General features: G+C 63.7%; 10 protein-coding genes. 9 read left to right on the top strand and 1 reads right to left on the bottom strand.

What is annotated here, in order from left to right:
- Window positions 1–189: 189 nt before the first annotated feature.
- The 8 genes from GNK13_RS13530 (at window position 190) to GNK13_RS13565 (ending at window position 9,451) form a co-directional block, all read left to right on the top strand.
- A complete protein-coding gene (locus GNK13_RS13530; protein ID WP_164103084.1) occupies window positions 190–1,881 on the top strand; it encodes a GspE/PulE family protein in 1,692 nt (563 codons plus the stop codon).
- A gap of 39 nt (window positions 1,882–1,920) precedes the next feature.
- Entirely contained in the window at window positions 1,921–3,129 is a 1,209-nt protein-coding gene (locus GNK13_RS13535; protein ID WP_164103085.1) for a type II secretion system F family protein, read from the top strand.
- 56 nt (window positions 3,130–3,185) lie between these two features.
- Entirely contained in the window at window positions 3,186–3,593 is a 408-nt protein-coding gene (locus GNK13_RS13540) for a type II secretion system protein GspG (protein ID WP_164103086.1), read from the top strand.
- Window positions 3,586–4,308, top strand: coding sequence for a pilus assembly FimT family protein (locus tag GNK13_RS13545; RefSeq protein ID WP_164103087.1), 723 nt, complete (start codon window positions 3,586–3,588; stop codon window positions 4,306–4,308). The genes GNK13_RS13540 and GNK13_RS13545 overlap by 8 nt, the downstream gene beginning before the upstream one ends.
- Before the next feature lie 92 nt (window positions 4,309–4,400).
- A complete protein-coding gene (locus GNK13_RS13550; protein ID WP_164103088.1) occupies window positions 4,401–4,835 on the top strand; it encodes a prepilin-type cleavage/methylation domain-containing protein in 435 nt (144 codons plus the stop codon).
- Entirely contained in the window at window positions 4,832–5,845 is a 1,014-nt protein-coding gene (locus tag GNK13_RS13555; RefSeq protein ID WP_164103089.1) for a prepilin-type N-terminal cleavage/methylation domain-containing protein, read from the top strand. The genes GNK13_RS13550 and GNK13_RS13555 overlap by 4 nt, the downstream gene beginning before the upstream one ends.
- A 125-nt stretch (window positions 5,846–5,970) precedes the next feature.
- The gene (locus tag GNK13_RS13560) at window positions 5,971–7,665 is read left to right on the top strand and encodes a type II secretion system protein GspK (RefSeq protein ID WP_235935133.1); all 1,695 of its coding nucleotides are present in this window, start codon (window positions 5,971–5,973) and stop codon (window positions 7,663–7,665) included.
- A gap of 16 nt (window positions 7,666–7,681) precedes the next feature.
- On the top strand, window positions 7,682–9,451 hold the full coding sequence (locus tag GNK13_RS13565) for a hypothetical protein (protein WP_164103091.1): 1,770 nt from the start codon (window positions 7,682–7,684) through the stop codon (window positions 9,449–9,451).
- Window positions 9,452–10,529: 1,078 nt separating this feature from the next.
- Here the strand turns inward: GNK13_RS13565 and GNK13_RS22085 are convergent.
- Window positions 10,530–11,018, bottom strand: a complete 489-nt coding sequence (locus tag GNK13_RS22085; RefSeq protein ID WP_164103093.1) for a pentapeptide repeat-containing protein — start codon at window positions 11,016–11,018, stop codon at window positions 10,530–10,532.
- A 23-nt stretch (window positions 11,019–11,041) separates the two neighbouring features.
- Between GNK13_RS22085 and GNK13_RS13575 the strand changes: the two genes are divergently transcribed.
- Window positions 11,042–12,547 carry a sulfatase family protein gene (locus GNK13_RS13575; RefSeq protein ID WP_164103092.1) on the top strand — a complete coding sequence of 502 codons (1,506 nt, stop codon included), beginning with the start codon at window positions 11,042–11,044 and terminating at the stop codon, window positions 12,545–12,547.
- Window positions 12,548–12,627 lie beyond the last annotated feature (80 nt).

The following is a 12,627-nucleotide window of genomic DNA, read 5'->3' on the forward strand; positions in this document are numbered from 1 at the left end:
AACCCTCTCCCCCAAAGAAAATCGCGAAAGCCTCCGGGGTGAAGGTCGAGCAATTGCCGCGATTCTCTGTGGGGGAGAGGGGGCAGAAAACTGCCCGACCCTCCCGCGGGGAGGGCAATGGTAAGATGCGGTTCTCTGACCGAGCTAATGAGCGAAACTTAGTCATAACGATGGACTCGAGGTGATGCGATGATCATGGAGGCCGGCGAAATCCTACGCAAACGTGGCCTGCTGACCGAGGATCAGCTGCAGGCCAGTCGAAAGTCCGAAGCCCCCAACGTCATCAGCTCGGCGGTCAACCTTGGGTACGTCGACGAGCGCGAAGCGCTGTTGGCTCTGGCCGACGAACTGGGGCTCGAGTACGTCGATCTGAGGGAAACCGAAGTCGACCTCAAGGCGCTCTCGGGCTTCCCGCAAAAGTTGATCTATCGCCACTCCCTGTTTCCGATTCGCAAGGAAGGAGGCGCGCTGTACGTCGCCACCTCCGATCCGCTCGACCTCTACCCGCTCGATGAAGCGAGTGCGGCGACCGGCCAGAGCATCATTCCGCTGGTGGCCGAGCAGAGCGAGATCGCGAGGCTCGTCAAACGTCATCTCGGCGTCGGCAGCGAGACGGTTGAAGGGCTGCTCGCGTCGGTCGAAGAGGACGACATCCAGCTGCTCGACCAGATCGAATCCGACGGCAGCGAGCTGTCGGAAATGGCGCAGGAAGCCTCGGTCATTCGGCTGGTCAACGAAATCATGCTCGAGGCGATCGAGGTCCGGGCGAGCGACGTGCACATCGAGTCGCAGTCCGATGGGCTCGTTATCCGCTACCGGATCGACGGCATCCTCCACCCCCAGCCGGTTCCTCCCGAGATCAATCGCTTTCAAGCGGCGATCATCAGCCGCCTGAAAATCATGGCCCGGCTGAATATCGCCGAAAAGCGACTCCCGCAGGACGGCCGCATCAAGCTCCGCGTCCACGGCCGCGAAGTCGACATCCGCTTGAGCGTCATCCCCATGATCCACGGCGAAGGACTGGTGATGCGCGTGCTCGACAAAGGGAGCATGAAGTTCGACTTGCAAGGTCTGGGGATGGACCGCGGCACGTACGAAGAGTTCAGCAAGCTGATTCGACTTCCGCACGGAATCATCTTGGTCACCGGCCCCACCGGCTCGGGGAAAACCACCACGCTCTACAGCAGTCTGCTCGAGATCCGTGGTCCAGAAAACAAAATCATCACCACCGAGGACCCGGTCGAATATCAGCTCGATGGGATCAACCAAATCCAGGTCCATCCCAAGATCGGATTGACCTTCGCCGCCTCGCTGCGAAGCATCCTGCGCCACGACCCCGACGTGGTGCTGGTCGGCGAAATCCGCGACTTCGAGACCGCCGAGAACGCGATCCAGGCTTCGCTCACCGGTCACTTGGTGTTCAGCACCTTGCACACCAACGATGCGGCCGGGGCGTACACGCGGATGGTCGACATGGGGGTCGAACCGTTCTTGGTCGCGAGCACCGTCGAAGCCGTGATGGCTCAGCGTCTCCTCCGCCGCCTCTGCCCGGAATGCAAAGAGCCGTTCGACCCGAGCGAAGACGACGTCCCGAGCGATTTCCCCTGGGACCAGCTCGACGGGCGCCCCCTGTACCGGCCCGTCGGCTGCCGCACCTGTCGCGGCGTTGGCTACAGTGGCCGGATGGGGATCTACGAGTTGCTCGTGACCAGCGAAACGGTCCGCGAGCTGGCGAACAACCGCGTCAGTAGCTGGGAGATCCGTCGCGCCGCCTCGGCCGAAGGGATGCGGACCCTGCGGATGGACGCCTGGGACAAAGCGATGGCCGGCTCCTCAAGCATTGATGAAGTCCTGCGAATCACCAAGGCCGACGCCAAGTAAGCCCCCTGCCGCCCCACTCTCTCGCCTTCCAGTTTTTCCATGCCAGCTTTCGCCTACGTCGCTCGCAACCTGACCGGTCAAAAGGTCACCGGCGTACTCGATGCTGCCACCGAGCGGGAGGCGGCGAATCACTTAGCGGCCCAGTCGCTGTTTCCGATCGAAGTCAAAGCCGCGGCGGCTCGTGGCGAAGGGTTTCGGTTCCGCAGCAAGCGGGTCAAAGGCCAGGACATGGCGACGTTCTATGCCCAGCTGGCCTCGCTCCTCCGCAGCGGCGTGCCGATGCTCCGCTCGCTAACGGTGCTCAGCGAGCAGTCGTCCAACGCAACCCTCTCGGAGGTCCTGCGTGAAGTGCGGGGACGGGTCGAAGAAGGGGAACCGATCGGCAACGCCATGGCGCGCTACCCTCGCGTCTTCAGCGAGATGGGGGTGAACATGGTGCGGGCCGGAACCGAGGGGGGCTTTTTGGAAGACGCCCTCGACCGCGTCGCCTCGTTCACCGAATTGCAAGAGGACCTGAAGGGACGGACCGTCAGCGCGCTGGCCTATCCCGTCTTTCTGGCCACGATCGGAACCGTCGTCGTCACGATCTTGCTGGTCTTTTTCGTGCCGAGCTTTGACAAGATGTTCGACCGGCTGCGAAAAAAGGGAGAGATGCCGCAGCTGACCGAATCGTTGCTGGCCTTCAGCAACTTTTTGCAAGACTATGGGATCTTTGTGGTGATCGCCGGCGTGGTCGGCTTGCTAGTTTTTCGCTCCCAAATGAAAACCGAGCGGGGCCAAGAGTGGGCCGACCGGGTTAAATTAAAGATCCCCGTGTTGGGCAAGATCTTGATGAGTCTGGCCGTGGCTCGCTTCTGCCGGATTCTCGGAACGTTGCTCGGCAATGGGGTACCGATCCTGCGGTCGCTCGAGATCAGCCGCAGCGCGACGGGCAATCGCCTGCTCAGCCGATCGATCGCCGACGCGAGCGAAAATATCTCCGCCGGCGAGAGCCTGGCAGCGCCACTGCAGCAGAGCGGGCATTTCCCGCAAACGGTGGTCGAGATGATCAGCGTCGCCGAGGAGAGCAACGCGCTGGAGCATGTGCTTCCGCAGATCGCGGACACGCTGGAGAAACGGACATTCCGCCAGTTGGACTTGTTTGTCCGGTTGTTAGAACCGGTAATGCTCTTGGTGATGGCGATGGTGGTGATGGTCGTGGTGTTGGCACTGATGGTTCCGGTGATCAAGAGCTCCGGATCGATCTAAGCTCACCAAAAAGAATATTGAGAACGTTTGTGATTTCAGGACACGGAGCGGTAAAGATGCGGAAGCGACAGAATCGGCAGCGGAAGGGTTTTACGTTGCTCGAATTGATGCTCGTGCTGGCCATTTTGGTCGTGCTCGGCGGCGTGGTGATCGTCAACATCGGCGGAGCGCAAGACGACGCCTACCAGCGGACCACCCAAGTCACGCTCGACAACCTCAAAACCAGCATTCGGATGTACCGGGTCAAGGTGAACCAGATGCCCGAGTCGCTCGACGAACTGGTCAACGGCCCGAGCGATCCAGATAAAAAGGCGCTGTTCGGCTCTCCGGTCATCGAGGAAGTCCCTAAGGATGGCTGGGGCAATGAGCTGACCTACACCCTCAGCGGCAACGAGTTTGAGATCCGTTCGGCCGGCAAGGATGGCCAAGTGAATACGGACGACGACATCGTGGAAAATGGCTGATCGTCGCTCGCCTCGCGGTTTCACGCTGCTCGAATTGTTGCTGGCCCTGGCCGTGATGGTCGCGCTCGGCGCCGTTGCCATCCCCGGCATCTTTGGCGTGCTGGCGAACCGTCAGCTGGCCCGCGGCGGCAGCGGGCTGCGGGTGGCGATGGTCCAGGCCCGGCTCGAAGCGATGCGGACCGGCCGCACCCAGGTGATGCGGTTCGAACTCGGCGGCAGCCGCTATCAAGTCGTGCCGCATTACGATCCCTCCGACATGACCGAAGCGGCCGACATGATGGGGCAAGGCACGGCTGTGGCCACCGGCGGAGTCGCGATCCCAGTCGTTCCCTCGCCAGCGATGCAAGGCGGGTCGGCCACCGCTCCGCCCCCGACCGGCCAGGGTTCCCCGCGGGACATGCTCTCGGTCTCGAGCAGCAGTGATCAGCTTCCCGACCAGGTCCTGTTCAGCGACGCGCAGGTCCAGGCCACCGCCCGCTCCTCGACGCTCAATCCTGCGGCCGGGATGGGCGTGCCGGCCAGTCCCGTTTTGCCCGCAGCCGCGGGCGGTTTGTCGAGTGGTACCAGCGGCAACTGGTCGCAGCCGATCCTGTTCTACGCGGACGGAACGACCAGCACCGCCGTGGTGACGCTGAGCCGCGAATCGGTCGGCCACGTCGTCGTGCGGCTGCGTGGCTTGACCGGCGAACCGACCGTGTCGGAGATCGTGCCGTGAAGCAGCACCAACCGCGCTCACACCGACCACGCCGCCGGCCAGGCTCGGCTCGACGCGCCCTTTCCCGGCGGGCGATTTCATTGCTCGAGGTCGTGCTCGCGATCGCCATCCTCGGCGGCTCGTTGGCGGCGCTTTCGAGCGTGGTGCTCAACGGTGCCGACGCGGCGATCGACGCGCGCAACCGTGCGCTGGCCCAGCTTCTCTGCGAACGGCAAATGGCTCAGGTGCTTCTCAGCAACGGTCCGCCGGTGCCGATCAACGAACAACCGGTCGAATCTCCCGATCCGACGACGATGTACTTGGCTTCGGTCCAAGTCCAGCCAGCCCCGCTGCAGGGACTGCTCGCGATCCAGGTCAGCATCACGGCTCAAGCGGCTGACGGATCGGGTCCGCCGACGACCGTCTCGCTCATTCGCTGGATGGTCGATCCGGCGCTGGGCCTGGAAGCCGCCGAAGCCGAGGAAAAAGCAGCCGCCGACGAAGCCGCCGCTGCTGCGGGCTCCGCTTCCGACGAGGCGGCCGAATGAAAACGCCAATCGATCGCCGCGGATTCTCGCTACTCGAGCTGCTTCTCACGCTGGCGCTTGCGGTGGTGCTGATGTCGATGGTGGGAGCCGCCTTCAGCTTCTACGCCACTCGGCTCGACGTCCGCGACACCGAAGTCCGCCGCGTCCAGCTGGCCCAGGCAATCCTGGACATGATCGCCGACGATCTTCGCGGGGCGATCCATCCTCCAGAATTCGACGACGCGGCGCTGAGTCAACTTCTGAGCAGCGCGGCCGGTGGAGCCGCCGGAGGCGCGACTCCCGGTGCAGGGCAGGACCTCTCGGCCGCCGGCTTGGATGACGCGAGCGGCGACGACCTGAGCGGCGAGGACCCTGCTTCGATGACGCTCGACGACCCGGTCGAAGTTGTCGATTTGTCGACCGGGACGATGACCTCCGAGCGTCCGGGGCTGCTCGGCAATCAAACCCAGCTCCAGTTCGAAGTCAGTCATCTGCCGAGGATCGAGGAGTATCAACCGATCATCGATCCGGCCGCGTTCGGCGAGACGACCGATGTGCCGAGCGATATCAAGACCGTCACGTACTACCTTCAGCCCGCTGGGGGCGGTGTCACCGATCCGCTGCAGAATGTCGCCGGCGTCCCCTCCTCCACAGCCGCGGCGAGCATGAATCCAAGCGGTGGCGGCGGCCTGGTGCGGCGGTCGATCGATCGGGCGATCACGAAATGGGCCCTGGAAAACGGAGCGATGACTTCGCTGCTCTCGAGCGGTGATCTGATTGCCACCGAAGTTGTCGGTTTGGAGTTTCAGTACTGGGACGGCTTTCAGTGGCAGATGTCGTGGGATTCCGACGCCGCCGGCACGCTTCCCCAAGCGATTCAAGTCACGTTGACCATGCTCGAGGCGGAGCCCGCTGAAGCAGCAGCCGGGTTCGAGCCGGCGACGCGGGTCTACCAACACATCATTCGTTTGCCGATGGGCCGCCCGCTCGAGCTGACTGAAACCGAAGACCTTTCCGCGGCGGGGCTGTGATGAACGACGCCTCCTCTCGAATCAAACCGACACGCTCAGCTGGCTTCGCACGCTCAGTAGGCTCGGCGGCGCGAGGCAAATCGCGTCGCGGCTTTTTCCTGATTCTCGTCCTCGTCGTGATTGCGATGGCGACGATGGCGGCCTTTTCGTTTACCGATCTGATGGTCGCCTATGACGAAGCGGCTTATCTCAATAGTGACCGCGGGCAAGCCGAGATGCTGGTCGAGTCGGGAGTCGCGGCAACCCGTGTGATTCTCGCCCAGCCCCCGGCAGTTCGTGCTGAGTCGGGCGGCGTCTACAGCAATCCCTCGTTGTTTCAAGCGATCAACGTGGTCGCCGGCCCCGACGCCTCGACGCGAGGAAACTTCACGATCGTCGCCCCGGCCATGGACGAACTCGGGCAGATGGCGGGGCTCCGATACGGGCTGCAGAACGAATCGGCAAAGCTGAACCTCAACGTCTTGCCGACACTCGAGACGAGCGGCGAAGCGCTGACGGCGGTCACCGACGCGCTCGGAGCCGCTTCCGAGAGCGGTGCACTTGCCGCCGATGTTCCGCTCGATCCCGCAGCGGTCGACGGTCTCGCCCAGTCGCTGTTGTTGGCGGTGCCCGGCATGAGCGTCGAGACCGCCGACTGCATCCTCGATTACCTCGACGCGGATGACGAGCCGCGAGAATTCGGCGCCGAGTCGGAATACTATCTCTCACTTCCGTCTCCCTACGACGCCAAGAACGGGCCGCTCGACAGCGTCGAAGAATTGCTGCTCGTCAAAGGGGTGACGCCTTGGCTCCTGTTCGGAGCCGATGCAAATCGCAACGGCGTCATCGATGCTTCGGAACAGATGGCAGCCTCGACCGGTGGCGAGGGCCTCGCTTCACTCGGCTGGACCGCCTATCTCACAACCCACAGCCTTGAAAACAACAAGCGAGCCGATGGCACGCCGCGAATTAACGTCAATGCCGATGACCTGGAGACGCTCTACACGGATCTGAGCGATGCGCTCGGCAACGAAGATTGGGCGAGCTATATCGTCGCGTATCGAATCGCCGGCGCGGCCGCCAGCCAAGGCGGCTCGGGTGGAGCTGGCTCAGGAGGATCGGGTGAGGGACGACCGGGTGGGGGCGAACCGCGGGATGACCCCGCCGAAGGGAACCAAAGCCGGAGCTCCGGTGGTTCGCGTCCGGCCGAGGATTGGTCGGCCCAAGCGCTCGACGAACTCGACCTCTCGGGCGGAGCCGGCGTGAAACTCGGTCAGTTATTGGATTTGGTCGGTTCCCAAGTCACGATCGGCGAAGGGGACGACGCACGCACCTTTCGCTCTCCCTTTTCCAGCTCACCGCTCTCGATGGTCGAGTATCTGCCGGCGCTGATGGGAAATCTCACCACGCAGGACTACACCGTGCTGCCGGGTCGAATCAATATAAATGAATGTCCTGCGGAGTTGATTCGCGGCATCCCGATGATCGCCCCCGAAGTGGCCGAAGCGATCATCGAAGCGCGTGCCGAGGATTCGCAGACAGAGAACCGAATGTATGAGACGTGGCCGCTCGCCGAGGGCATCGTCACGCTCGAGGAAATGAAGACGCTGATGCCCATCCTGACTGCTGGAGGCGACGTGTATAGCGCCCAGGTGGTTGGGTATTTTGAAGGCAAGAATGCTTCGAGTCGCGTGCAAGTGATTCTCGACGCCACCTCGGTCAATCCAAAAATCGCCTACTGGCGTGATCTGAGTCATTTGGGCCGCGGCTTTGATGTTGCCGTCCTGGGCGTGCGTGCACCGGACGCTTATCAGGCGGCGCAACAAGCTGCAGGCAATTAATAAGGTTTAGCGAGAGATGGCAAAACGTTTAGCAGTCGAGTGGGACGCCCGCGAGTTGCGGATCGTCGCCGGCACCGTCCGCGGCGATACCGTGACGATCAGCGACGTGGCCTCGACTCCCCTCGAAACTTCCGATCCGGCAGCCCTCGGCGAAAAGCTGCGGGAGCTGTTGGCTCAGCACGGATTGGAAAAATTGTCGGCTGCGATCGCGCTCGGCCGCGGCAAGGCGGAGCTGCGGGAGCTGAAACTGCCCCCGGTTCCGGAGGAGGAACTGCCCGAGATGGTGCGGTTTCAAGCCGTGCGAAGTTTCGCGGCTGCCGGCGAGCGGGCGGTGATCGACTTCCTTCCCACGCGTCGCGATGAGGAGGGGAACCGCGTGATCGCAGCCGCGGTGGCGCCGGAGGAGCTGAAGAACTGCGCGGTCGTTGGCGCTCCCTCCCAGTTGGCCGTCGAGCACATCGTGCTCGGGCCGCTCGCCGCCGCGGCCCTGTACCGACGCAGCGGTCGAGAGCTGTCGGGGGAGACGGTGCTGGTCGATCTGTTGGCCGACGATGCGGACATCGTGATCCTCCGCGACGGCAGCCCGGTGTTCGTCCGTTCGATTCGCCTAGCCGACGATCCGCAGGTCCGCGTCCGAACCCTCAGCGGCGAAATCCGCCGCAGCCTAATGGCCTGCCAAGAAGGGCAGGGGGCGCGAACGGGGCAATCGGCCGGGGCGGGTCAAGTTGCCGGGGCAGGCCAAGGGACGAGGACCGATCAGGTTGTTAGCGAAGGGACCGGTGAAGCGACCCGCCGGATCGTCCTCTGGGGACGCGCCGACGTGCACCGCGAGGAAGTCAGCGGGCTCAGCTCGTCGCTCGGCACGCCGGTCGAAACGCTCGACCCGTTCTCCCTGGTCTCGCTCGCATCCTCGCTCAGCGGTCGCCTCCCGGAGCACGTCGGCCGGCTCGCTCCGCTCGTCGGATTGCTCGACGCGGAAGCGCGGGGCGGCGGCGAATTGATCGACTTTCTCAATCCGCGGCGAGCTCCCGAACCGGTCAGCCATCGCGGCCGCCAGATAGCCTTCGCCGCCGCCGCAGCCGGGCTCCTGGGCCTTGTACTGTTCTTCGGCTGGAGCCGGATGAAGGCGCTCGACGACGAAATCGCTTCCCAGGAAGCCGCCTTGGCTGCCCTCGCCAATGACGAGGAAGCGGCCGACGAAGCGATGGCCCGCACGGCCAAAGTCGATGCGTTCCTGGACGGCGACGTGTTTTGGCTCGACGAGCTCCGCCGCGTCGCGACGAAAATGCCTCCTTCGGAAAACGCCATCGCCGAATCGTTCAGCGCCCGCGTCGGCCGCAACGGAGGCGGGACGCTCGTGATCACCGGCGGCGTCACCGACTCGGAAACCATCAGCCGCTTCGAAGCCGCTCTCCGCGATTCCTCGCACCGCGTCGTCGGCAAGGGCTTGGGACAGGTCAGCGAAAGCGCTCCGTATCTCTGGGAATTCTCCGAGACGATCGAGATCGATCCCGAAAGCGTCCGCACCGCCCGCCAAGCGGCTGCCGCGAAATCCGCTTCGAACGAACCCACCGAGACCGAAGCTGCTTCGAACGAGCCCGCTGAGAACGAACCCACCGAGACCGAAGCTGCTTCGAACGAGCCCGCTGAGAACGAGCCCGCTGAGACCGAGCCCGCTGAGACCGAGACGTCCAAATCCGAAACCACCGAGCCTGCAGCCAACCCGCCCTCGAGCGCGGATGACGCAGCGGCGCCAACGACCCTGCAAGCGGAGGACGTGCAATGACGCAGCGCGAACGCATTTTAGCTCTCGCGGTCGGAGCAGTCCTGCTGATCCTCGGCCTGCAGTGGGGATTTAACAAGTACCGCGGCGCACTCTCCGCTCGCGAAACCCGGCTGGCTTCACTCGACGACCAGCTTTCGGACCGCCGCTTCAAATTGATCGAAGGGGCGATGGCGGACGGACGGATGGGGACCTATCTCGCCCGCTCGCTGCCGAGCGATCTGGAGCGAGCCCAGTTCGTCTACACCCAGTTTCTGCTCGATCTGGTGAGCGAAGCAGAACTGGAAGGCGCTGCCGCGAAGCCGACCGGCGCCAGCCCCATGCCGGGGCTGTACACACAGCTGAGTTTCAAAGTCACCGGGAGCGGCGATCTGCAACAGTTGGTCGAACTGCTGTACGAGTTCCACCGCCGAGATTACCTGCATCGGATTCAGAACTTGGTGGTTCGCAAGGTGCGGGGGCGACTGAACATCGACATGGATGTCCAAGCTCTCGCGCTGCATGCCGCTTCGCCCGAGGCGGTTTTGCCGACCACCCCGTCGCCGCGTGTCGCCGAGTCGGTCGACGAGTACCTTGATCCGATTCTCAACCGCAATCCGCTCGCCCCGCCGAATCGTCCTCCCTCCTACGCTGCGGAGACGTCGCCCGAAGCGGTGCTCGGGCAAGAGTTCTCCTACGTCGCTCGCTTCAACGATCCCGATGAAGGTCAGCAGTTGCAGTACTCGCTGGTCGGCGACGCACCCCAAGGGGCTGAACTCGATCCCGCCAGCGGCACGCTCCGGCTCAATCCCGATTCGGTGGGCGAGATCGATCTCACCTTGCGAGCGACCGACAGCGGCTGGCCCGCCAAGTCGTCCGAACAGCGGATCGTGATCCGCGTCGTCGAGCCTAAAGAGCCCGAGCCCGAGCCGGTCAGGCCGTCGTTCGACGAGGCTCGCCAAGCCGTGCTGACGGGACTCGTGCAAAGTCAGGGAGAATGGACCGCCTGGATCAACGTCCGCACTCAAGGCCAAGTCCTCCGGCTTCGCGCCGGCGAGCCCTTCGAAATCGGACAAATGACCGGCAGCGTCGTCGAAGTCAATCAACGGTTCGCCGTCCTGGAGCACCAAGACCAACGGTTCGTCCTCCGGCCTAACACCAGCGTGGCCGCGGCAGCCGAAGAACAGCTCGACGGCGTCGTGCCCGCCAGTGAGCAGCCCGCCAGTGAGCAGCCCGCGAGTGAGCAGCCCGCGAGTGAGCAGCCAGCGAGTGAGCAGCCGGCGAGTGAGCAGCCAGCGAGTGAGCAGCCAGCGAGTGAGCAGCCGGCGAGTGAGCAGCCGGCGAGTGAGCAGCCGGCGAGCGAGCAGCCGGCAAGTGAAGAACCCACGAGCGAAGAGCCTGGCAGTCCAGAACCGGCCAGCCCAGAACCGGCGAGCGAGGATCCCGCGGGTGAAGAGCTTGCGCGCGAGGAGTCCGAGCCAACACCGAGCCCTGAGACTCCCGCCACGACGAACTGAGCTGCGGCCCGTTGGGTTGCAAGAGGGAATGGCGAGGGGTAGGAAGTCGGTTTTCGGCTGACTTCCATCCGCATTCCATCCACCGAGCCCGGTCCGCATGTTCCCGAATCGACTGCTGGCAATATTTCTAGTCGTGGCTGCGGTTGCGATCCACCGCGCTGCGCCCACCGCTGGGGCCGAGCCACCGCGTCCCCATGTGGTCTTCATTCTCGTCGACGATCTCCGCCACGACGTCTTCAGCTGGATGGACCATCCGTTCATCGAGACGCCCCACATCGATGCGTTGGCACGCCGTGGAGCCGTGTTTCACAATGCGATGGTGACCACGTCCTTGTGTTCGCCCGCACGGGCGACGTTTCTGACCGGCCAGTACATGCACCGCCACGGCGTCGTCGACAACCAGACGCCGATTCCCGAGGGAACCGCCACGTTCCCTCAGATCCTCCAGCAAGCGGGTTACGAAACGGCGTTCATTGGCAAATGGCACATGGGAGGCAGCAGCGACGCACCGCGTCCCGGGTTCGACCACTGGGTCAGCTTCCGAGGCCAGGGGACGTACAGTCCCGACGGTCAGCAATTGAACGTCGACGGTCGCCGCGTTCCCCGCCGCTCGTACATGACCGACGAGCTCACCGAGTATGCGATTGACTGGCTTGATGGCCGCTCGGCCGAGCAGCCTTTTATGCTTTATCTCTCGCACAAAGGCGTGCATGGCCTTTACGAACCAGCCCCACGGCATCGCGGAAAGTACCAGGACGCGTCGTGGTCACACCCCAATTCGATGGCCGAGGGAGCTGCGGAGAAATCGGGCAAACCGATGTGGGTCCAGGACCAGCGGAACAGCTGGCACGGTGTGGAGTATCCCTACCATGGGCGGAGCGGCGAGACGATCGGAGAGATGTACCGCCACTACTGCGAGATGGTTCTCTCGATCGATGAGAGCGTTGGCCGGGTCGTCGAGAAACTCCGCGCCGCTGGACTGGACCGCGACACCCTGATCATCTTCACCAGCGATGGTGGCCACCTGTGGGGCGAACATGGTTTGATCGACAAACGTTGTGCCTACGAGCCATCGATTCGGATTCCCTTGATCGCGACATACCCAGCGATGGTTCCCGCCGGAACGCAGATCGACGCGCTCACCGCCAACGTCGACGTCGCCCCGACTCTGCTCGAGCTAGCCGGGGTTGAACCACCAGCGACGATGCACGGACGCAGCGTCCGCGGCATGCTCGCAGGTGACGGCGTGCCGGAGGATTGGCGTGAGGAGCTTTTGTACGAGTACTACTGGGAGTGGAATTTCCCGCAGACCCCCACGATGTTCGCCCTGCGAGGGCCTCGTTTCAAGCTGATCCAGTACTACGGGATTTGGGACCGTGACGAGTTTTACGATCTCGCCCATGACCCGCAGGAGAGTCGCAATTTGATCGACGAACCGCAGCACGAGCAGCGGATCGCGGCGATGCGAGCCCGGGTGCACAAGCGAGTCCAGGAGAGCGGCGGCGGAACGCTGCCGTTGGGCTTCAAGCGCGGCCCCGGCGCCAATCGCCGCGACAGCGAAGGCTCCCCCCGCGCCGAATTCCCCCCCGCAATGCTCGACTAACTGGACAGCGCCACTTTCGATTGGTTGGGAGCAGGACGGCTCGCGGAAAAATCGTTTAACGGCAAGCCGAAGGCGACTGC

The organism is Candidatus Laterigemmans baculatus (genome assembly GCF_010367455.1).
Lineage (GTDB): Bacteria > Planctomycetota > Planctomycetia > Pirellulales > Pirellulaceae > Laterigemmans > Laterigemmans baculatus.

Bases quoted from the DNA above. Each gene is read 5' to 3' on its own strand.
- GNK13_RS13565 (WP_164103091.1), top strand. From the start codon at position 7,682: ATGGCAAAACGTTTAGCAGTCGAGTGGGACGCCCGCGAGTTGCGGATC.
- GNK13_RS13575 (WP_164103092.1), top strand. From the start codon at position 11,042: ATGTTCCCGAATCGACTGCTGGCAATATTTCTAGTCGTGGCTGCGGTT.
- GNK13_RS13560 (WP_235935133.1), top strand. From the start codon at position 5,971: ATGGCGACGATGGCGGCCTTTTCGTTTACCGATCTGATGGTCGCCTAT.
- GNK13_RS13555 (WP_164103089.1), top strand. From the start codon at position 4,832: ATGAAAACGCCAATCGATCGCCGCGGATTCTCGCTACTCGAGCTGCTT.
- GNK13_RS13545 (WP_164103087.1), top strand. From the start codon at position 3,586: ATGGCTGATCGTCGCTCGCCTCGCGGTTTCACGCTGCTCGAATTGTTG.
- GNK13_RS13535 (WP_164103085.1), top strand. From the start codon at position 1,921: ATGCCAGCTTTCGCCTACGTCGCTCGCAACCTGACCGGTCAAAAGGTC.
- GNK13_RS22085 (WP_164103093.1), bottom strand. From the start codon at position 11,018: ATGCGGATGGAAGTCAGCCGAAAACCGACTTCCTACCCCTCGCCATTC.
- GNK13_RS13530 (WP_164103084.1), top strand. From the start codon at position 190: ATGATCATGGAGGCCGGCGAAATCCTACGCAAACGTGGCCTGCTGACC.
- GNK13_RS13540 (WP_164103086.1), top strand. From the start codon at position 3,186: ATGCGGAAGCGACAGAATCGGCAGCGGAAGGGTTTTACGTTGCTCGAA.